The organism is Bradyrhizobium sp. UFLA05-108 (assembly GCF_059803455.1).
The window spans coordinates 38,083-58,185 of sequence record NZ_JBANAZ010000032.1; the positions used below are offsets into that span (position 1 = coordinate 38,083).

Annotated in this window: 17 protein-coding genes and 1 pseudogene; 7 read left to right on the plus strand and 11 right to left on the minus strand. The window is 65.1% G+C overall.

The window, feature by feature from the left end; genetic code table 11:
* Positions 1–83: 83 nt before the first annotated feature.
* Complete coding sequence (locus SO140_RS23240) at positions 84–884, minus strand: hypothetical protein (RefSeq protein ID WP_449382264.1); 801 nt, start codon at positions 882–884, stop codon at positions 84–86.
* Positions 885–987: 103 nt separating this feature from the next.
* Between SO140_RS23240 and SO140_RS23245 the strand changes: the two genes are divergently transcribed.
* The 3 genes from SO140_RS23245 to SO140_RS23255 all read left to right on the plus strand — a co-directional run bounded on the left by SO140_RS23245 (position 988) and on the right by SO140_RS23255 (position 4,443).
* Positions 988–1,485, plus strand: a complete 498-nt coding sequence (locus tag SO140_RS23245; protein WP_449382265.1) for a YaiI/YqxD family protein — start codon at positions 988–990, stop codon at positions 1,483–1,485.
* Positions 1,486–1,487: 2 nt separating this feature from the next.
* A complete protein-coding gene (locus tag SO140_RS23250) occupies positions 1,488–3,299 on the plus strand; it encodes an ABC-F family ATP-binding cassette domain-containing protein (RefSeq protein ID WP_449382266.1) in 1,812 nt (603 codons plus the stop codon).
* A 64-nt stretch (positions 3,300–3,363) separates the two neighbouring features.
* Positions 3,364–4,443 (plus strand): D-TA family PLP-dependent enzyme, encoded by a 1,080-nt coding sequence (locus tag SO140_RS23255; RefSeq protein ID WP_474797063.1) that lies wholly within the window; start codon positions 3,364–3,366, stop codon positions 4,441–4,443.
* 108 nt (positions 4,444–4,551) lie between these two features.
* On the opposite strand, the gene SO140_RS23260 is transcribed toward SO140_RS23255, so the two are convergent.
* From SO140_RS23260 to SO140_RS23295, 8 genes are all read right to left on the minus strand, one after another.
* The gene (locus tag SO140_RS23260; RefSeq protein WP_449382295.1) at positions 4,552–5,772 is read right to left on the minus strand and encodes a BaiN/RdsA family NAD(P)/FAD-dependent oxidoreductase; all 1,221 of its coding nucleotides are present in this window, start codon (positions 5,770–5,772) and stop codon (positions 4,552–4,554) included.
* The gene (locus SO140_RS23265; RefSeq protein ID WP_449382268.1) at positions 5,769–6,686 is read right to left on the minus strand and encodes an SDR family NAD(P)-dependent oxidoreductase; all 918 of its coding nucleotides are present in this window, start codon (positions 6,684–6,686) and stop codon (positions 5,769–5,771) included. The genes SO140_RS23260 and SO140_RS23265 overlap by 4 nt, the downstream gene beginning before the upstream one ends.
* 119 nt (positions 6,687–6,805) lie before the next feature.
* Positions 6,806–7,285 (minus strand): MaoC family dehydratase, encoded by a 480-nt coding sequence (locus tag SO140_RS23270; protein WP_449382269.1) that lies wholly within the window; start codon positions 7,283–7,285, stop codon positions 6,806–6,808.
* A gap of 5 nt (positions 7,286–7,290) precedes the next feature.
* Complete coding sequence (locus tag SO140_RS23275; RefSeq protein ID WP_449382270.1) at positions 7,291–9,006, minus strand: AMP-binding protein; 1,716 nt, start codon at positions 9,004–9,006, stop codon at positions 7,291–7,293.
* A gap of 132 nt (positions 9,007–9,138) precedes the next feature.
* Positions 9,139–10,041, minus strand: a complete 903-nt coding sequence (mmsB, locus tag SO140_RS23280) for a 3-hydroxyisobutyrate dehydrogenase (RefSeq protein ID WP_449382271.1) — start codon at positions 10,039–10,041, stop codon at positions 9,139–9,141.
* A gap of 13 nt (positions 10,042–10,054) precedes the next feature.
* Positions 10,055–11,125: an enoyl-CoA hydratase/isomerase family protein gene (locus SO140_RS23285; RefSeq protein WP_449382272.1), complete on the minus strand. Its 1,071-nt coding sequence runs from the start codon at positions 11,123–11,125 to the stop codon at positions 10,055–10,057.
* On the minus strand, positions 11,122–12,267 hold the full coding sequence (locus tag SO140_RS23290) for an isobutyryl-CoA dehydrogenase (RefSeq protein ID WP_449382296.1): 1,146 nt from the start codon (positions 12,265–12,267) through the stop codon (positions 11,122–11,124). The genes SO140_RS23285 and SO140_RS23290 overlap by 4 nt, the downstream gene beginning before the upstream one ends.
* Positions 12,268–12,449: 182 nt before the next feature.
* Positions 12,450–13,946 (minus strand): CoA-acylating methylmalonate-semialdehyde dehydrogenase, encoded by a 1,497-nt coding sequence (locus SO140_RS23295; RefSeq protein ID WP_449382273.1) that lies wholly within the window; start codon positions 13,944–13,946, stop codon positions 12,450–12,452.
* 102 nt (positions 13,947–14,048) lie between these two features.
* Here SO140_RS23295 and SO140_RS23300 point away from each other — a divergent pair, with 102 nt between their 5' ends.
* The gene (locus SO140_RS23300; protein ID WP_449382274.1) at positions 14,049–14,957 is read left to right on the plus strand and encodes a LysR family transcriptional regulator; all 909 of its coding nucleotides are present in this window, start codon (positions 14,049–14,051) and stop codon (positions 14,955–14,957) included.
* A 144-nt stretch (positions 14,958–15,101) separates the two neighbouring features.
* Here the strand turns inward: SO140_RS23300 and SO140_RS23305 are convergent, their stop codons facing one another.
* Both SO140_RS23305 and SO140_RS23310 read right to left on the minus strand, forming a co-directional pair.
* Positions 15,102–15,713 carry a TetR/AcrR family transcriptional regulator gene (locus tag SO140_RS23305; RefSeq protein ID WP_449382275.1) on the minus strand — a complete coding sequence of 204 codons (612 nt, stop codon included), beginning with the start codon at positions 15,711–15,713 and terminating at the stop codon, positions 15,102–15,104.
* Positions 15,714–15,772: 59 nt separating this feature from the next.
* Positions 15,773–16,312 (minus strand): PaaI family thioesterase, encoded by a 540-nt coding sequence (locus SO140_RS23310; protein WP_449382276.1) that lies wholly within the window; start codon positions 16,310–16,312, stop codon positions 15,773–15,775.
* Positions 16,313–16,468: 156 nt separating this feature from the next.
* Here SO140_RS23310 and SO140_RS23315 point away from each other — a divergent pair, with 156 nt between their 5' ends.
* The 3 genes and pseudogenes from SO140_RS23315 (at position 16,469) to SO140_RS23325 (ending at position 20,012) form a co-directional block, all read left to right on the plus strand.
* Complete coding sequence (locus tag SO140_RS23315; RefSeq protein ID WP_498543171.1) at positions 16,469–17,239, plus strand: enoyl-CoA hydratase; 771 nt, start codon at positions 16,469–16,471, stop codon at positions 17,237–17,239.
* Between the two features lie 307 nt (positions 17,240–17,546).
* The gene (locus SO140_RS23320; RefSeq protein ID WP_449382278.1) at positions 17,547–18,737 is read left to right on the plus strand and encodes an acetyl-CoA C-acyltransferase; all 1,191 of its coding nucleotides are present in this window, start codon (positions 17,547–17,549) and stop codon (positions 18,735–18,737) included.
* Positions 18,738–18,847: 110 nt separating this feature from the next.
* A pseudogene (locus SO140_RS23325) lies at positions 18,848–20,012 on the plus strand (MFS transporter).
* The last annotated feature ends 91 nt before the right edge of the window (positions 20,013–20,103 follow it).

The following is a 20,103-nucleotide window of genomic DNA, read 5'->3' on the forward strand; positions in this document are numbered from 1 at the left end:
TCTCGATGTCTCTGGAATCCTGGATGCCCCGCCTTCGCGGGGCATGACAGCGAGTGAGAGGCACCCACCTGCCCCTTCCCGCGTTACGCCGCCGCCTGCTCCCGCGGCTGGTAGATCGCGATGTGCTGGCAGTGGGCGAGCGGTGTGTTGCCGTTGGCAACGACCAGCGCGTCGAGCTCGACGAAGCGGTGGCCCTTCTTCTCGTAGTTCGCGGTGACCCTTGCCCGCGCCGTGATCTCGTCGCCGGCGCGCGCGGCCGACAGCAACTGCATGCGGCTGCCGACATGGATCCATGGTCCGAGAACCGTGTTGTCGACCAGCACGCGATTCATGACGCGCTGGATCAGACCGGGATGACCAAGTCCTTCCCGCGCGAAGATCGGATCGGCCTCCCTGACCTCAGCGAGATACTCCGCAGCCGTCTCTCCCGCCCAGCAGCGCGGCGCGGTGCCGAACCATCTGCCAACCTCGAAGGTGACCGCATTGACGGGCTTGCGCTCGGCCACGGCGGGGACCTCGAGATAGTCGGCCAGAACGAGCGCGGGAGCGGACTCGGGCAGTGACGCCGCTCCGGTCGCGCAGAGCTCTCCGCGTGAAAACACCTCGATCGTGAGCACGCCGTTGTGCTCGACCGCGTCGACGTCGGCCGTCTCGCCGTCATAGACGGGCTTGACGAAGCGCGCCTCGATCAGGCCGCGGCCGAGGAAATCGCGGCCCCAGCGGGCGACCGGCACGTGCATCATGTAGGCAATGACGTCAACGCCGGGGACCAGCCCGCCGGAAAAGCCGAAGCGGCGCGCCACGGTGTCGTCGTGCATCTTGTTTTCAGATTGTTTGGCGGTGTTGTAGGCCTCAACACGGTAGGTTTCGAGCCGGGTCGGCATGCTGTCGCCCTGATTTTTGCTGCTTCAGAGGCCGATCGTAGGCCTGCAGGAACCCCGGTCAATCCCCTCGCCTTTGAGCGGCGAATGCGGTACCACGCGGCCGATGACGAGCCCTGCAGCCACGCCCCGCATCTATGTCGACGCCGACGCCTGTCCGGTCAAGGACGAGATCTATCGCGTCGCTGTCAGGCATGGCGTGCCCGTGAGCGTGGTCGCGGGTAATTTCATCCGTGTGCCCCAGGACCCGCTGATCGAGCGCATCGCCGCGGGCGCAGGGATGGACGCTGCTGACGACTGGATCGCGGAGCGGGCCGGTGACGGCGATATCGTGATCACCGCCGACATCCCGCTCGCGAGCCGCTGCGTGAAGACGGGGGCCGACGTCATCGCGCCGAACGGCAAGCCGTTCACCGAGGAGTCGATCGGCATGACGCTCGCGGTGCGCAACCTCATGACAGATCTGCGCTCGGCTGGCGAAGTCACCGGCGGCCCGAGATCGTTCGCGCCGCGCGATCGCTCCGCATTCCTGTCCGCGCTGGACCAGACCATCCGCCGCATCCAGCGCCGCCGAGCCGAGCAGGCCGCAACGGTCAAGGGCTGAGCATGGCGCCGCCGCTGATCCAGCTGAAAGACATCCGCCTCACATTTGGCGGCACGCCTCTGCTCACGAGCGTCGAGCTCAACGTCGCGCCGTCCGAGCGGGTCTGCCTGATCGGGCGCAACGGCTCCGGCAAATCGACACTGCTCAAGATCGCGGCCGGTCTCGTCGAGCCGGACGGCGGCACGCGCTTTGTGCAGCCCGGCTCGACTATCCGCTATTTGCCGCAGGAGCCGGATTTCGGCGATCATGCGACGACACTCGCCTATGTCGAGGCCGGGCTCGCGCCCGGCGATGACCACCATCAGGCGCGCTATCTGCTGGAGCAGCTCGGGCTCACCGGCGAGGAGAATCCGGCCAATCTCTCCGGCGGTGAGGCGCGCCGCGCGGCGCTGGCGCGGGTTTTGGCGCCCTCGCCCGATATCCTGCTGCTGGACGAGCCGACCAATCATCTCGACCTCACCACCATCGAATGGCTGGAGCAGGAGCTCAACAGCCGGCGCAGCGCGCTGGTGCTGATCAGCCACGACCGCCGCTTCCTCTCCAATCTCTCGCGCTCGACCGCATGGCTCGATCGCGGCAGGATCAAGCAGATCGATCGCGGTTTTGCCTCGTTCGAGGCCTGGCGCGACGAGGTGCTGGCCGAGGAAGAGCGCGACCAGCACAAGCTCGACCGCAAGATCGTCGACGAGGAGCACTGGCTGCGCCACGGCGTCTCGGGCCGGCGCAAGCGCAACGTCAAGCGGCTCGCCAATCTGCATGCGCTGCGCGCGCAGCGCCGCAATTATCGCGGCACGGCAGGCAGCGCCAACCTCGCCGCCGCGGAAGCAGAGGCCTCCGGCAAGCTGGTGATCGAGGCAAAGGGCATCACCAAGGCCTATGGTGAGCGCAGGATCGTCGAGAATTTCTCCACCCGCATCCAGCGCGGCGACCGGCTCGGCATCATCGGGCCGAACGGCGCCGGCAAGACCACGCTGGTCAATCTTTTGACCGGCGGGACAGAGCCGGACTCCGGCACCGTGCGGCTGGGGGCCAATCTCGAGATGGCGACGCTCGACCAGCATCGCGAGAGCCTCGATCCCAAATCGACGCTCGCCGAGGCGCTCACCGGCGGCCGCGGCGATCACGTCGTGGTCGGCGGCAAGCCGAAACACGTGGTCGGCTACATGAAGGACTTTCTGTTCGCACAGGAGCAGCGGGGCACGCCGCTGGAAGTGCTCTCGGGTGGCGAGCGCGGCCGCCTGATGCTGGCGCGCGCATTGGCGAAGCCGTCGAACCTCCTGGTGCTGGACGAGCCGACCAACGATCTCGACCTCGAAACGCTCGACGTGCTCGAGGAGATGCTCGGCGATTACGAGGGCACGGTGATCCTGATCAGCCACGACCGAGACTTCCTCGACCGCGTCGTGACATCGGTGATCGCGCCCGAGGGCAACGGCCGATGGATCGAATATGCCGGCGGCTACAGCGACATGCTGGCGCAGCGCGGCGCCGACCTGAAGCGCGAGACAGTGAAGGCGCAAGCTCCCGCCGAGAAGAAGGAAGATCGCCCCGCTGCCCCGACGTCCGCGCCAAAACGGCGGCTGAGCTTCAACGAGAAGCACGCGCTGGAAACGCTACCGAAGAAGATCGACACCCTGCATGCCGACATCGCAGAGCTTCAGCACGTGCTTGACGATCCCAATCTCTACGCCAAGGATCGCAAGAAATTCGACGATACATCTGCCGCGATCGCCAAAGCGCATGAGGAACTTTCCGCCGCGGAAGAACGCTGGCTTGAATTGGAAATGCTCCGCGAAGAGATCGAACAGGCATAGCGCGTATTCCGCAAAAATGGGCACCGGTTTTGCGATGGAAATACGTGCCAACTAAAGGATTCCCATGACAACGCCCCTCGCCGCCAAGATCGCTCGTGAATATGGCACGCCCTGCGCCGTCATCGACATGGACAAGGTCGAGCGCAACATCGCGCGGATCCAGAAGGCCTGCGACGACGCGGGCGTTGCCAACCGTCCACACATCAAGACGCACAAGAATCCGACGCTGGCAAAGATGCAGGTCGCGGCCGGCGCGAAAGGCATCACCTGCCAGAAGCTCGGCGAGGCCGAGATCATGGCCAATGCCGGCATCGACAACATTCTGATCAGCTACAATCTGCTTGGCGAGGAGAAGATGGCGCGCCTGGGGGCGCTGCAAACCAAGGCCAACATGACGGTGGCAGCCGACAACTCCACCGTGATTGCGGGATTGCCCAAGGCGGCCGCGGCCTCTGGCCGGCCGCTGTCGGTCGTCGTCGAATGCGACACGGGGCGCAAGCGCGCGGGCGTCGAGACACCGGCCGAGGCGATTGCGCTGGCGCGCGAGATCGCCGCCTCCAGGGGACTGCAATTTGCCGGCTTCATGCTCTATCCGACCGAGACCGGCTGGGCCGAGGCGCAGAAGTTCTACGACGAGGCACTGGCTGGCGTGCGCGCGCAGGGGTTAGAGGCCACGATCGTCTCGACCGGCGGTACGCCGAACCTCGTCAATATCGGCAAGCTCAAAGGAGGCACCGAGCACCGTTTCGGTACCTATATCTACAACGACCGCATGCAGGTGGCGGCCGGCTCCGCCACCTGGGACGACTGCGCGCTCCAAATTTACTCCACCGTCGTCAGCCGCGCCGCGCCCGAGCGCGGCATCCTCGATGCCGGCTCGAAGACGTTGACCACGGATACCGGCGGGCTCGACGGCCATGGCCTGATCCTGGAGCACCCCGAAGCCAAGATCGCGCGCTTCGCCGAGGAGCATGGTTTTCTCGATCTCTCCCGCAGCAATACGCGGCCGAATGTCGGCGATGTCGTCCGCATCGTGCCCAATCATGTTTGCGTCGTCGTCAACATGATGGACGAGGTCGTGATGGTGCGCGGCGACGAGATCATTGGAACGCTGCCAGTGGCTGCGCGCGGGAAGCTTAGGTAGGCGCCCCCGGGGGGATTCAGCCGTAGGGTGGGCAAAGGCGCGCAGCGCAGTGCCCACCATCTCTCAAAGATTGCGACAGAAGAGGTGGGCACGCTCCGCTTTGACCACCTACGATTTCGAGAGCCACTTCAACACGCCCCGCCCCGCGGCAACGCCGGTCGCGAACGACGCCTGCAAGAGATAGCCCCCCGTGGGCGCTTCCCAATCCAGCATCTCACCGGCGGCGAAGACGCCTGGCAATTTGCGGATCATGAAGTCCGCATTGAGTTCGTCGAACGAAATGCCCCCGGCGCTGGAGATCGCACGTGCGATTGCGGCCACGCCGATGAGCCTGACCGGCACGGCATTGATCAAGTCGGCGAGCCGCTCGGGCGGCTGTGATGAGAGCGATAGGCCCTCCTTGATCGCTGCCTCTTGCAGCAGGCCAACGGCAACCGGCGAGAGCTGAGCAGCTTTGCGCAGGAAGTTGGAGACCGACTGTTTGCCGCGCGGAGCGGAGAGCCGGTTGGCGAGCTGGCCTCGATCGAGATCTGGCCGCAGTGCGACGTGCAGAACCGCCTCGCCTTTACCCGCAATCGTCTCGCGCAATTCGGCCGACAGCGCATAGATCGCGCCGCCTTCGATGCCGGTACGGGTGATGATCGCCTCGCCGCGCACCGCGTGTCCGCCGAAGACGAGGGCAATGCCTTTCAGCGGCTGGCCTTCGAAGCGCGTCCGGAACACCTCGGACCAGGCGACATCGAAGCCGCAATTCGCAGGCCGTAACGGTGAAATCGTCACACCCTTCCCGGCAAGCGTACTTGCCCAGCCGCCGTCAGAGCCGAGGCGCGGCCAGCTTGCGCCGCCCAGTGCGAGCACGGTGGCGTCGGCCCCGATGGCGGAGGGGCCCTTCGGCGCCAGAAACAACAGCGGCCCCCCATCATCCCATCCGGTCCAGCGGTGGCGAAACGCAAACCGAACGCCGCCGGCGTCGAGCCGGCGTAACCAGGCCCGCAGCAGGGGCGAGGCCTTGAACGCCCTCGGAAACACACGCCCGCTGGTGCCGACGAAGGTCGGCTCACCCAGCGCCTCGCACCATTCACGCAACGCGTCCGGCGGAAACGCGTCGATTGCGGCTTGCAGCTTCCGTGCCGCCTCGCGGTAGCGTGCGATGAACTGCGGCAGCGGCTCGCTATGCGTGAGGTTGAGCCCGCCGCGGCCGGCCATCAGGAATTTGCGCCCCGCAGAGGGCATGGCGTCATAGACGGTGACGGCAGCGCCGCCCGCTGCCAACACCTCCGCCGCCATCAGCCCGGCGGGACCGGCGCCGATGACAGCGACGTTGGTCAGAGTTTTACCCCCGCGCGCGCGGCCGCCTGTGCGACGTACTTCTGCGTCTGCTCGAATGCGCCTTGCAGCGCCTTGGCCTTCGACATGTCGCTGATCTCTGCAAAACGCGCGGCGATCGCGTCCGGCGTCCAATCCGACTGCGCCAGGTTGATCCCTTCGCTCTCGACGATCCTGATCACCGCGAAGGAGCCCGCGCCGGCGCCCATGATGGTGCGGGTCGGGGCGTCCTCGCTGAGCATGTATTCGACTGCCGGCGTGATCGCCTCCGGTCTCATCAGTTGCAACGCCTGCGGCGGCAGCAGCTCTTCGGTCATGCGGGTGGCGGCCGTCGGCGAGATGATGTTGACGCGGATGTCGGTCTTGCGGCCCTCTTCGGCCAGTACGTTCATCAGGCCGACCATGCCGGATTTCGCCGCGCCGTAATTGGCCTGCCCGAAATTGCCATAGAGTCCGGACGACGACGTCGTCAGCACGATGCGGCCGTAGTTGCGGTCGCGCATGCCGGCCCACACCGCTTTGCAGCAGTAGAAGGTGCCGACGAGATGCACGTCGAGCACCTTCTGGAAGTCGGCCGCTTCCATCTTGCCGAACGACTTGTCGCGCAGGATGCCGGCGTTGGCGCAGAGCAGATCGACGCTGCCCCACTCCTTGGTGGCGCGCTCGACCATCGCAGTGACCTGCTCGAAATTGGAGACATCGGCGCCGTCGGCCATCGCGGTGCCGCCCGATTTACGGATCTCCTCGACGACGGCCTCGGCCGGCGACAGCGAGGCTCCGGTGCCGTCGCGCGCGCCGCCGAAATCGTTGACCACGACCTTGGCCCCGCGGCTCGCGAGCCCCAGAGCATGCGCCCGCCCCAGACCATTGCCCGCGCCGGTGACGATGGCGACGCGTCCGTCAAACCTGATTGCCATGGGAATGCTTCCTGGATGTTAGATCGTCATGACCGAGCTCGACCCGGCCATCCATCAGAATTGACAGGCCTTTGAGCAGCGATGGATTGCCGGGTCAAGCCCGGCGATGACGGGTACGTTCAGGCGAAATAGATCAACCCGAGCCATTCGGCGACCAGCGCCGGCTTGTCCTCGCCTTCGATCTCCACCGTGACATTGGTGCGAGACTGCAATTCCGTGGGCTTGCGGAGCTTGGCTTCGGCGAGCACGAACCGGCCGCGGACGCGCTTGCCCGAACGCACCGGCGAGATGAAGCGCAGCTTGTCGAAACCGTAGTTCACGCCCATCGTGGTGCCGATGATCGCCGGCATCACCTCGTAGGACATGATGGACAGCAGCGACATCGTCAGGAAGCCATGCGCGATCGTGGTGCCGAAAGCGGTCTCCTTCTTGGCGCGCTCGGGATCGACATGGATGAACTGGTGATCCTCGATCACATCGGCGTAGGTATCGATGCGCGGCTGGTCGATCAGGTGCCACGACGACACGCCAACCTCCTTGCCGACCAGGGCCTGATAGGCCTCCAGCGTGATCGGCGGCTTCTTCCAGACTTCGTTCATTCGCTTCAGGTCTCGCTTCTTGCTTTGGGCAGCTCAGGAAAATCCTCCTCGCGGAATTCCCGGCCGCGCAGCGGATCGCCGCGATCGTCGTCGCGTTCGAGCCTGCGTAGCTGCACGCGGCGGATTTTTCCAGAGATCGTCTTCGGCAGCTCGGTAACGATCTCGATGCGGCGGATGCGCTTGAATGGCGCAAGGCGCGCGTGCAGATGTTTGAAGATCGACAGCGCCGTTTCCGGCGAACGCTCGGCGCCCGAGGTCAGCAGCACGAAAGCCTTGGGGATGGCAAGCCGGATCGGATCCGGGCTCGGCACCACGGCAGCTTCAGCGACCAGCTCATGCTCGAGCAGCACGCTCTCGAGCTCGAACGGGCTGATACGGTAGTCGGAGGATTTGAAGACGTCGTCAGAGCGGCCGACGAAGGTGAGATAGCCCTCTTCGTCAGCGAACACCACGTCGCCGCTGCGATAGAGCTCGCCCTCGACGCCCGACAATTTGCCGTCGTCGCCCTGATAGCCCTGCATCAGCCCGGCGGGACGGCTGTCGCCGAGCACGAGCGTCACCTCGCCCTCCTTCGCGGGATTGCCGTCGGCATCGCTGATCTGCACGCGAAAGCCCGGCAGCGGCCGGCCCATCGAACCGATCTTGACCTTCTGGCCCGGCGAGTTGCCGGCAAGCGCCGTCGTCTCGGTCTGGCCGTAGCCATCGCGGATGGTGAGGCCCCAGGCGGCTCGCACCTGGTCGATGACTTCAGGATTGAGCGGCTCGCCGGCGCCGCAGGCTTCACGCAAGGACACCTTGAACGCGGCGAGGTTCTCCTGAATGAACAGCCGCCACACGGTCGGCGGCGCGCACAGCGTGGTGACGCCGCAGCGGCCGATGGTGGCGAGGAGACCTTTTGCGTCGAAGCGCGGCTGGTTGACCACGAAGACAGTGGCGCCGGCATTCCACGGCGCGAAGAAGCAGCTCCAGGCGTGCTTGGCCCAGCCGGGCGAGGAGATGTTGAGGTGGACGTCGCCGGGCTGCAGGCCCAGCCAGTACATCGTGGAGAGATGACCGACGGGATAGCTGCGCTGGCTGTGCCGCACGAGCTTTGGCTTTGCCGTGGTGCCCGAGGTGAAATAGAGCAGCATTGGATCGTCGGCGTTGGTCGGCCCGTCGGATGCAAAGCTCTCCGAGGCCTTCGCCGCCTCGTCATAGGAGAGCCAATCATCGGCAGCCCCGACGACGATGCGCACGAGCCCGTCCGCACCGAGGCCAGCAAACTTCGCGACCTGATCCTGCGCCGCGACCACCGCCTTCGCCTTGCCGCGATCGAGACGATCGCGCAGCTCATCCGCTGTGAGCAGCGTCGTGGCTGGAATCACGACGACGCCAAGTTTCATCGCCGCAAGCATGGTCTCCCAGAGTGGAACGACGTTGCCAAGCAACAGCAGGAGATGATCGCCGCGCTTCAGGCCCTGCGCGCGCAGGAAGTTGGCAACCTGGTTGGAGCGGCGCGACAGCGCGGCAAAGGACAGCTTGGTCTGCCGATCCTGCGCGGCATCGACGATCCAGAGCGCGGGCCGATCCCTGCTTTCATCGTTCACCGCCAGCTCGGCATCGAACCAGTCGAGCGCCCAGTTGAAGGGAACCGGATCGGGCCAGCGGAAGCCTTTGACCGCGGCAATGTGATCCGTGCGGTGCTCTAGCAGAAACGCGCGCGCTTCCTGAAATGTCGTCATGATCCGAGTCCGTCGAATTGACCTTCGAGCGTAGCTCGGATGGAGCAAAGCGCAACGCGAGGCCGGCTACGCGATTCGAAGAAGCCGTCCCGGATTTCGCTTCGCTCCATCCGGGCTACGAGCAAAGCCTCGCTATTGTCCAGCGAGGCTGCGAACGTGCTTGATAATTCCGGAAAAATCCACCCCGCCGTGACCGGCTGCGTCGAAAGACTGATAGATCTCCTGCGCATGCTTGCCGAGCGGGGTTGCGGCGCCCGCGGCCTTCGCGGCGTCCTGGGCCAGGGTCAGGTCTTTCACCATCAGCGCCGAGGCGAAACCAGGCTTGTAGTCGTTGTTGGCGGGCGAGGTCGGCACCGGTCCCGGCACCGGGCAATAGGTCGTCAGCGACCAGCACTGTCCCGACGAGGTCGAGGCCACATCGAACAGCGCCTGGTGTGAGAGGCCAAGCTTCTCGGCGAGTGCAAAGGCCTCGCTCACGGCGATCATGGAAATGCCGAGGATCATGTTGTTGCAGATCTTTGCCGCTTGGCCGGCGCCGGCGCCGCCGCAATGGACGATCTTCTTGCCCATCTTCTCGAGCACAGGTCTTGCCGCCGCGAAGGCCTTCTCGTCGCCGCCGCACATGAAGGTAAGCGTCGCACCCTTCGCGCCACCGGTGCCGCCGGAAACCGGCGCATCGACCGAGAGCACGCCCTGCTTGCCGGCAAGCGCATGTGCCTGCCGCGCACTCTCAACGTCGATCGTCGAGCTGTCGATGATCAGTACGCCCTTGCTCATCGCCGGCACAATGTCGTTCCAGACCGCCAGGACATGCTTGCCGGCCGGCAGCATGGTGACGACGACATCGGCACCCTTCACGGCACCGGCTGCGCTCTCAGCGATGCTGGCGCCGTCGGCCTTGGCCTGGTTGCGCGAGGCCTCGACGAGATCGAACGCGACCACCTTGTGGCCGGCCTTGACCAGGTTGGCCGCCATCGGGCCGCCCATGTTGCCGAGACCGATGAATGCGATCGTGGCCATCTTCGTTTCCTCCACTTGAAAGCCGTTGTTAATTGAATTTCAGTTCGTCGGTGCCGATCTCGGCGAAGTACGGCGCGACCATGTCAGGCGTGACATTCTCAATCCGCGGCGGTGACCATTTTGGATTGCGGTCCTTGTCGATCACAGCGGCACGCACGCCCTCGCGGAAATCATCGCTGCGGAACACTTCGAGCGCGGCCCGGTATTCGCGGACGAGGCATTCTTCCAACGTCGACACCTTGCGCGCTAGCCGCAACAGCTTCAGCGTCACCACCATGCCGCGCGGCGATTTCTCGCCGAGTGTCGCGAGCGTGGACCGCGCGAAATCCGAGCCGTCGCCCTTGAGTGCAGCGACGACGTCTTCCATGCGATCGAAGGCGAACAGTGCATCAATCGTCGCCTGCTTTGCGGCTACGGGCCCTGCGGTCTCGTCGGTTGCAAAGTTGCCAATGAGCTTGCTCACCTCAGCCGCGGTTACGCCCGGACGAGCCTTCGTGAGCGCCTCGCGCAGCTCCGGCAGCTTCGCGGCGGGCACGACAGCATCGGCAAACTTCGCGTAGACCGCATCCGGCCCGTTCATGGTCTGGCCGGTCAGGCCGAAAAACGTGCCAATCTCACCCGGCGCGTGCGACAACAGGTAGGTGCCGCCGACATCGGGGAAGAAGCCGAGGCCGACCTCGGGCATCGCCAGCTTGGTGCGATCGGTGACGACGCGATGGCTCGCATGCGCGGAGAGGCCGACACCGCCGCCCATCACGATGCCGTCCATGAAGGCGACGTACGGCTTTGAAAACTTCTTGATCCGTGCGTTGAGGATGTACTCCTCGCGCCACAGGATTTTTCCGAGATCGCCATCGACCTTCGAACTCTCCCAGAGCGCGCGGATGTCTCCGCCGGCGCATAGGCCGCGCTCGCCGGCGCCCTCCAGCAGAATCACGCCGACGGCCGGATCGGACTCGAAACGGTCCAGCGCCTTGTCGATGTCGCGAAACATCTCCAACGTCACCGCGTTGATCGCCTTGGGACGGTTGAGCCGGATCACGCCAGCCGAACCTTCGACACGCGCGATCAGATCGCCCTCTTCCACCGCAACCGTCATCGCGCACCCTCGATCAGCTTGCGCGCCACGATCAGCCGCATGATCTCGTTGGTGCCTTCGAGGATCTGGTGCACGCGCAAATCGCGCACGATCTTCTCGATGCCGTATTCGCTGAGGTAACCGTAGCCGCCGTGAAGCTGGAGCGCATGGTTGGCGACCTCGAAACCGACATCCGTGCCGAACCGCTTTGCCATGGCGCAGAGCATGGTGGCATCAGGGTCTTTCCGGTCGAGCGCCGCCGCAGCACGCCACAGGAGCGTGCGGGCGGCCTCGAGCTCGATAGCCATGTCGGCAAGGCGGAATTGCAGCGCCTGAAATTCGTCGAGACGTTTTCCAAACGCCTTGCGTTCCTTCATGTAGGCGCGCGCCTTGTCGAGTGCGGCCTGCGCGCCACCGAGCGAGCACGCCGTGATGTTGAGGCGGCCGCCGTCGAGGCCGGCCATCGCGATCTTGAAGCCGATGCCCTCCTCGCCCAGCCGGTTCTCCACGGGCACCCGCGCGTTCTCGAACGTCACGGCGCGGGTCGGCTGCGCGTTCCAGCCCATCTTGCGCTCGTTGGCGCCAAAGGAGACGCCCGGCGTCTTGCCGTCGATGACCAGCGTCGAAATGCCGCCCGGACCGTCGCCGCCGGTCCGCACCATCGCAACGAGCACGTCGGTGCCGCCGGCGCCCGAGATGAACTGCTTTTGGCCATTGAGAACGTAGTGATCGCCGTCGCGCTCCGCGCGGGTGCGGAGCGCCGCCGCATCGGAGCCTGCGCCCGGCTCGGTCAGGCAGTAGCTTGCGATCAGCTCCATGGTGCAGAGCTTTGGCAGCCACCTCTGGCGCTGGGTGTCGCTGCCGAAGGCATCGATCATCCAGGACGCCATGTTGTGGATGGAGATGAACGCCGAAGTAGTCGGACAGCCCGTCGCGAGCGCCTCGAAGATCAGCGCCGCATCGAACCGTGTCATGGCGGAGCCGCCGACGTCGTCGCGGATGTAGATGCCGCCCATGCCTAGCTTTGCGGCCTCGCGCATCACGTCGACGGGGAAATGCTTCTCCTCGTCCCAGCGCAGCGCATGCGGCGCGATCTGCTCCGCCGCAAACGCCAACGCCATGTCGCGAACCGCGACCTGATCCTCGTTCAGAGCGAACTGCATCTCAATGCCCCCGCCGGCTAGGGTCACCTCTCCCCTCCGGGGAGAGGTCGATTTGCGCAGCAAATCGGGTGAGGGGGTGCTGCTCCAACGAGAGACCGTAACCCCTCACCCGGCGCTTCGCGCCGACCTCTCCCAAAGGGAGAGGTGATTTCCCGATGCCGCCGGAGCTCACGCCAGTCGCACTACTTCATCAGCGGGATCGAGAACTCCGCGCCCTCCTTGACGCCGGACGGCCAGCGCGAGGTCACCGTCTTGGTCTTGGTGTAGAAGCGGATCGAATCCGGGCCGTGCTGGTTGAGATCGCCAAAGCCCGATTTCTTCCAGCCGCCAAAGGTGTAATAGGCGATCGGCACCGGAATCGGCACGTTGATGCCGACCATGCCGACGTTCACCTTGGCCGCGAAGTCACGCGCGGCATCGCCGTCACGGGTGAAGATCGCAACGCCGTTGCCGTAGTCATGATCCGACGGCAGGGCAAGCGCCTCGTTATAGTCGTGCGCGCGCACCACCGAGAGCACGGGGCCAAAAATCTCTTCCTTGTAGATCCGCATGTCCTTGGTGACGTTGTCGAACAGCGAGCCGCCGAGATAAAAACCCTTCTCGTAGCCCTGCATCTTGAAGCCGCGGCCGTCGACCGCAAGCGTCGCGCCTTCCTTGATGCCGATGTCGATGTAGCTCTTCACCTTCTCGACAGCCTCGCGCGTCACCAGCGGACCGTAATCGGCTGACGGATCGATCGAGGTGCCGATCTTGAGCGACTCGACCCGCGGGATCAGCTTCTCCATCAGACGGTCGGCAGTGGTCTTGCCGACGGGAACGGCTACCGAGACAGCCATGCAACGCTCGCCGGCGGAGCCGTAGCCGGCACCGATCAACGCATCAACCGTTTGGTCCATGTCGGCATCGGGCATCACGATGGCGTGATTCTTGGCGCCGCCAAAGCACTGGCAGCGCTTGCCGGTCTGGGCTGCGCGCTCGTAGATATATTGCGCGATAGGCGTCGAGCCGACGAAGCCGATCGCCTTGATATCGGGATCGTCGAGGATCGCATCGACCGCTTCCTTGTCGCCGTTGACGACGTTGAGGATACCGGCCGGCAGCCCCGCTTCCATCATCAACTCGGCGAGCCGCATCGGCACGCCGGGATCGCGCTCGGAGGGCTTGAGGATAAACGCGTTGCCGCAGGCGATCGCGGGCGCGAATTTCCACATCGGGATCATCGCCGGGAAGTTGAATGGCGTGATGCCGGCGACGACGCCGAGCGGCTGGCGCAGCGAGTAAATGTCGATCCCGGGCCCGGCGCCTTCGGTGTATTCACCCTTCATCAGGTGCGGAATGCCGCAGGCGAACTCGGCGACCTCGAGGCCGCGCTGGATGTCGCCCTTGGCGTCGGGCACGGTCTTGCCGTGCTCGCGCGCCAGAAGCTCGGCGAGCTTGTCGTAATCGCGCTGCACCAGTTCAACGAATTTCATCATCACGCGGGCACGACGCTGCGGATTGGTCGCGGCCCATTCCGGCTGCGCAGCGCGGGCATTCTCGACGGCTGCACGGACTTCCGCTTTCGACGCCAGCGCCACCCTGGCCTGGACGTCACCGGTCATCGGCTCGAAGACGTCCGCGGTGCGGCCCGAGGTGCCCTTGACCTCCTTGCCACCGATGAAATGTCCGATTGCGCGCATGGAAATATCTCCCTGAGACCGAGCCTGATCGCTTTGACAAATCCTATTGACCTGCATTTTATAGGATTCAAGTCTGAGATAATGCACCATAGATGTGCGAAAATGCTGGATCAAGGCGCGATCGATTGGGACGACTTCCGCTTCGTGCTGGCCATCGTACGGGGCGGCTCGGTGTCGGCTGCGGCAAAACAGCTCGGCGTGGATCATGCGACCGTGATCCGTCGGGTCGACCGGCTGGAGAAGCATCTCTCGGCAAAACTGTTCGACCGGCGGAAGACGGGCTACCTGCTCACCGAGGCCGGCCAGCGCGTCGCCGACAGCGCGGAGGCGATGGAATCGACCATCGTCGCCAACCAGGAGCAGGTCGGCGGATCGCTGGCGCGGCTGACCGGTACCGTGCGGATCGGCGCGCCCGACGGGTTCGGCACCGCCTTCCTCGCGCCGCGGCTCGCGCCGTTCGCGGACCGGTATCCCGATCTCGATCTGCAACTTGTGGCTACGGCTCGGCTTTTCAGCCTCTCCAAGCGCGAGGCCGACATCGCGATCAGCCTGACCATGCCGAAGGAAGGCCGCATCGTCGGCCGCAAGCTGCTCGACTACCGCCTCGGGCTCTATGCCGCCCCCGCCTATCTCGATCGCTTCCCGGAGATCACCTCGCGCGAAGCTCTGCTACAGCATCGCTTCGTCGGCTACATCGAAGAGCTGCTGTTCACGGCGGAGCTCGATTATCTGCCGCAGGTGTCGCCGAAGATTTCGGCACGTTTCCGCAGCGCCAATCTGATCGCGCAGCTCAACGCCACGCTTGCAGGTTTCGGCATCGCCGTGCTGCCGCATTTCATGGCGGCCGATTATCCGCAGCTCAGGCCGGTGCTGCCTGCGGAGATCTCGATCACCCGCACCTTCTGGATGCTGATGCATGCCGACAGCAAGGACCTCGCGCGGATCCGCGCGGTCGCCGATTACATCTGTGAGATCGTGGAGCGCGAGCGGGCGCTGTTTGCGGGACGGTGAATTGGGGATCTCGTAGGGTAGGCAAAGCGACTTGTCCGCCGTAGCTCGAAGAGCGAAGGCGGAAGCGTGCCCACCTCATTTCTCGCCGGGGGGACAGAAGCTGTGGGCACGGCGCTGACGCGCCTTTGCCCACCGGCATCCCGCCTAGTTCTGCTTCGGCTTCCTGGCCGCCGGTTCACGACGCGCGTTGTCGAGCGCGGTATCCTTGCCGACCTTCAGCACCTCGTCGGACAGCTCGCTCGAGCCGGCAATCCGCGCCAGCAGCATGGTGCCGGCCATCGTCGCAAGCGTCGCGATCGCCTGCTTGCGCGCGGCCCTTCGAGGCACGCCGGTGACGTGATCGGCCAGCATTTCGATCATCTCGTCGAGCTTGCCGGCAAAGGCTTTGCGTGTCTTCGGGCTCTCGCGGGCGATCTCGGCGCCGAGGGCTGGGATCGAGCAGCCATGGCCGGGATCATCGCGGTGCAGCGCGGAGAGATAGCTCTCCGCGATCAGCGGCAGCCGCTTCTCGGGAGCGACCTCGCCGGTCATCTTGCGCCAGTGGTCCATCGAGCGATCCATGGCATAGGCAAAGGCCTCGATCACCAGCGCCTCGCGGGAATCGAAATGCGCATAGAATCCGCCATGGGTCAGGCCCGCCTCCTTCATGAGGTCGGCGACGCCGATGCCGTGGGCCCCCTTCTCGCGCAGCCGCACGGAGGCCTTCCTCACGATGCGGTCGTGGGTTTCCTGCTTGTGTTCCCTGGAATAGCGCATGCTGGTCTCATTGGATGTCGGAAATCATCTAATAACACGCCACTTGCGAAAATGGAGCATTAATTCGCTGTCAGGTTATTGCCGATCATTGCAAAGGTCGCGGTTGCGTGCACCGCAAGGTCGCCCTTGCCATTGCGGACGAAGCCTTCGGTGTAGCTGGTCTGACGTCCGAGCTTGATCACCCTGCCTTCCGCCGAGATCAGTCCCGAGCGTACCGAGAGCGGGCGCAGGAATGTCAGCTTCAGATCGAGGGTGACCGAGCCCTGGCCGGCTTCCAGCCTGGTCGTGATCGCGCAACCCATGGCGGTATCGAGCAGCGCGGCGGCGGTGGCCCCATGCAAAAGCCCGATGGTGTTTTCGAGGTCTTCCCGCGGCTCCAGTTCCATGACGATCCGGCCCGGCTCGACCACCGTCATGATGAAGCCGATCAGCATCGCGAGCGGCGGACCGGGCAGCCGGCCGTCGCGGATCCCCTCCATGACTTCGATCCCGGATAATCCCATCGCAGCCTTGGCGACCGGCCTCGGCGCCTGCCAGCCCACCACCCGCTCGCGCCGCAGCGCAGGCGAAAACAGCTCGAACGTATCGGACGCACTCACGACCGCCTCTTTTATATGACATACATCATACTATAGGGCGGATTTCGTCCTTGGCAACTCGATCTCGCCAGCGCTTGACAAGCCCTGCGTTCGGACCGGAAGTGACGCTGACCCGTGCGCCCCGCACTCGTGTCCACCAACGTTCGAGTTCCCACGATGGAAATGCTCAATGCCCACTGCGGCGTGACGCGCGATGTGCGCGGCGTCGTCCACGTCACGATCTGCAATGCCGGCTCGCTCAACATCTTGAGCTCACCCGTTACTGATGCCATGCGTGACGGCTTGCAGCGCCTCGCCGCCGACCGCAGCGTCCGCGTGCTGGTGCTGCGCGGCCAGAGCGAGAAGAGCCTGATCGGGGGCGCCGACATCAAGGAGATGGCGAAGCTCGACCAAGCGTCTGCCGAGGCGTTCATCTGCCGCCTGCGCGATCTCTGCGAAACCGTACGCAACTTCCCTGCCCCTATCATTGCGAGGATGCCGGGTTGGTGTCTCGGCGGCGGGCTCGAGGTCGCGGCGGCCTGCGATTTCCGGATCGCCGCGCATGATGCGCATTTCGGCATGCCAGAGGTCCGCGTGGGCATCCCCTCCGTGATCCATGCGGCGCTGTTGCCGCGCCTGGTCGGCTGGGGCCGTGCGCGCTGGCTGGTGATGACGGCGGAGAATATCGATGCGCCGACGGCGCTGGCCTGGGGCCTTGTCGACAAGGTCGCTCCGGAGGGCGGACTCGACGATGCGGTCGAGCACACGGTGAAGGCGCTGCTCGCCTGCGGCCCCGAAGCGCTGCGATCGCAGAAGGCGCTGCTGCGGCAATGGGAGGAATTGCCGCTGACCGAGTCGGTCAATCTCAGCGTCAAGGCGTTCGGCGAGTCCTTCCTGACGGATGAGCCGACGCGACTAATGCGGGAATTCGTGAATCGGAAGCGGTAAGTCGCCTCCCCCTCGGTGATGTCATGCCCCGCCACCGGGTCTCGCCTTCGGCGAGCCCGATGACAGGCTCCAGCGGGGCATCCAGTACGCCGCGGCCTCTCCAATATCCTTGCGCTGCCTCTGGAATAGTGGATCACCCGCTTTCGCTTTCGCCGGTGATGACGGCGTTGTTTGTGGCGCGGCCGCACGACGAAGGCTAAAAATCTCATCCCACACACGATAATTTGTCATGACTGGCACGGTTGCATTTTTTGCGGCGCATCATATGATGATCGTAATCTTACAACGTCATCCTAGGGAGCCCGCCATGGCCGCCGATCCCGTCGTCATCGTCTCCGCCGCCCGCACCCCGCTCGGCCGCTTCATGGGCGAGCTGTCGCCGCTCGCTGCGCACAAGCTCGGCTCGCACGTGATCTCCGCGGCACTGGAACGCGCCAAGCTGGCGCCCGAGAAGGTCGACGAGGTCTTCATGGGCTGCGTGCTGCCCGCCGGCCAGGGCCAGGCGCCGGCCCGCCAGGCGGCGCGTGCTGCGGGCCTGCCCGATGCCACCGGCGCGACCACCGTCAACAAGGTCTGCGGGTCCGGCATGAAGGCGACCATGCTCGCCCACGACATCATCCGCGCGGGCTCGGCCGACATCGTCGTCTCCGGCGGCATGGAGAGCATGAGCAATGCGCCTTATCTCCTGGCGAAGGCGCGCGGCGGCTACCGCGCCGGCCATGACCGCATCATCGACCACATGATGATGGACGGACTGGAGGACGCCTACGAGACCGGCCGCTCGATGGGCGACTTTGGCGAGGCCACCGCGGAAGCCTATCAATTCACACGCAGGGATCAGGACGCCTTTGCAATGGAGACGCTGAGCCGCGCGCGCAAGGCGGTGGAGAGCGGCGCGTTCAAGGCCGAGATCGCACCGATTACGCTCAGCGAGAAAGCCGGTCCTCGCGTCATCGCCAATGACGAGCATCCGCTGAAGGTCGATCCGGCGAAAATCCCCGGATTGAAGCCGGCGTTCCGCGCCAACGGTACCATTACGCCGGCGGCCTCCTCCGCCAATGCCGACGGCGCGGCCGCGCTCGTGCTGACAAGGCGCGCGCTTGCCGATCGCAACGGCTTGTCGGTGCTGGCCGAGATCAAGGGCCACGCCACCCACAGCCAGGAGCCGCAATGGTTCACCACGGCGCCGATCCCGGCGATCCGCAAGCTGCTGGACAAGATCGGCTGGGGCGTCGATGACGTCGACCTCTTCGAGATCAACGAGGCGTTTGCCGTTGTCGCCATGGCCGCGCAGCGCGATCTCGGCATTCCCAGGGAGAAGCTCAACGTCAATGGTGGCGCCTGCGCGCTCGGCCATCCCATCGGCGCCACCGGCGCGCGGCTGATCGTGACGCTGTTGCATGCGCTGGAGGCGCAGAATCTGAAGCGCGGCGTCGCGGCGCTGTGCATCGGTGGCGGCGAAGCCACCGCGATCGCGGTGGAACGTTTTGTGCGCTAGGCACAATGTCCGAAATTGAGGGAAGTCTGGCATTTTAGCCGCGCCTGATCCGTGGCAAGATGCCAGACTGAAAACAGACCACGCAGATTTCTAACCGACGTGGGGGCCCAATGATTTCGAACTGGCTCGCGGCAGCACTTGGCCGCCGTAACATCCACTACGGCTGGGTGATGGTCGGCGTGACCTTCCTCGCCGCGCTGATCAGCGCCGGCACCGTCGGCGCGCCCGGCGTGTTCATCGTGCCCCTGCAAAAGGAATTCGGCTGGAGCACCGCGGAGATTTCCTCCGCGCTCTCGATCCGCTTCATCCTGTTCGGCCTGATGGCGCCGTTCGCGGCCGCCCTCCTCAACCGCTACGGCCTGCGCAACGTGACACTGACGGCGCAGCTCATCGTCGTCTCGGCGCTGGTGGCTTCGCTCGCGATGACACAGGTCTGGCAGCTCATGCTGCTGTGGGGCGTCGTGATCGGCATCGGCACTGGCATGACCGCGCTGGTGCTCGGTGCCACTATCGCCACGCGCTGGTTCGCCGCGCGGCGCGGCCTCGTGGTCGGCATCATGACCGCGAGCGTTGCCACCGGGCAACTCGTGTTCCTGCCTCTGCTTGCGAGCCTCACCGAACGCTTCGGCTGGCGCCTTGCGCTCAGCTTCGTCTGCGTAATGCTCGGCGTCTCCGCCACCGCCGTGGCGCTCGTGATGCGCGACCGCCCGAGCGATGTGGGCCTGCGCCCGTTCGGCGACGAGGGCAGCGAACCACTGCCCACGCCGCCGGTCAGCCACGCGCCGATCACGGCTGTTGCACTCGGCACGCTGCGCGATGTCTCGACGTCCAGCGCATTCTGGATCCTGTTTGCGACCTTCTTCGTCTGCGGCGCCTCGACCAACGGCCTCGTCCAGGTCCACCTGATCCCGATGTGCCTGGATTTCGGCATCCCGCAGGTGCAGGCGGCGGGCCTGTTAGCTGCGATGGGCATCTTCGACTTCTTCGGCACCATCATGTCCGGCTGGCTGTCCGACCGCTACGACAATCGCTGGCTGCTGTTCTGGTATTACGGCCTGCGCGGGCTCTCACTGGTGTTCCTGCCGTTCAGCGACTTCTCCTTCTACGGCCTGTCGCTGTTTGCGATGTTCTACGGCCTCGACTGGATCGCCACCGTGCCGCCGACGGTGCGTTTGACTGTGTATAAGAGACAGCTTCATCGCCGGCGCACTCTGCGTGTTCGCCGCGCTGATCGTGCTGGCGCTCGCGCGGCATCCAAAGCCCGTGGTGGCGTAAAGGGCCGCCATGCCGCGCTGTCGAAAGTGGCCCATGCAGGGATGACAGCGCGAAAGAGGGCATCGCTCATGGTCGCGGGAGAGAGACGCGA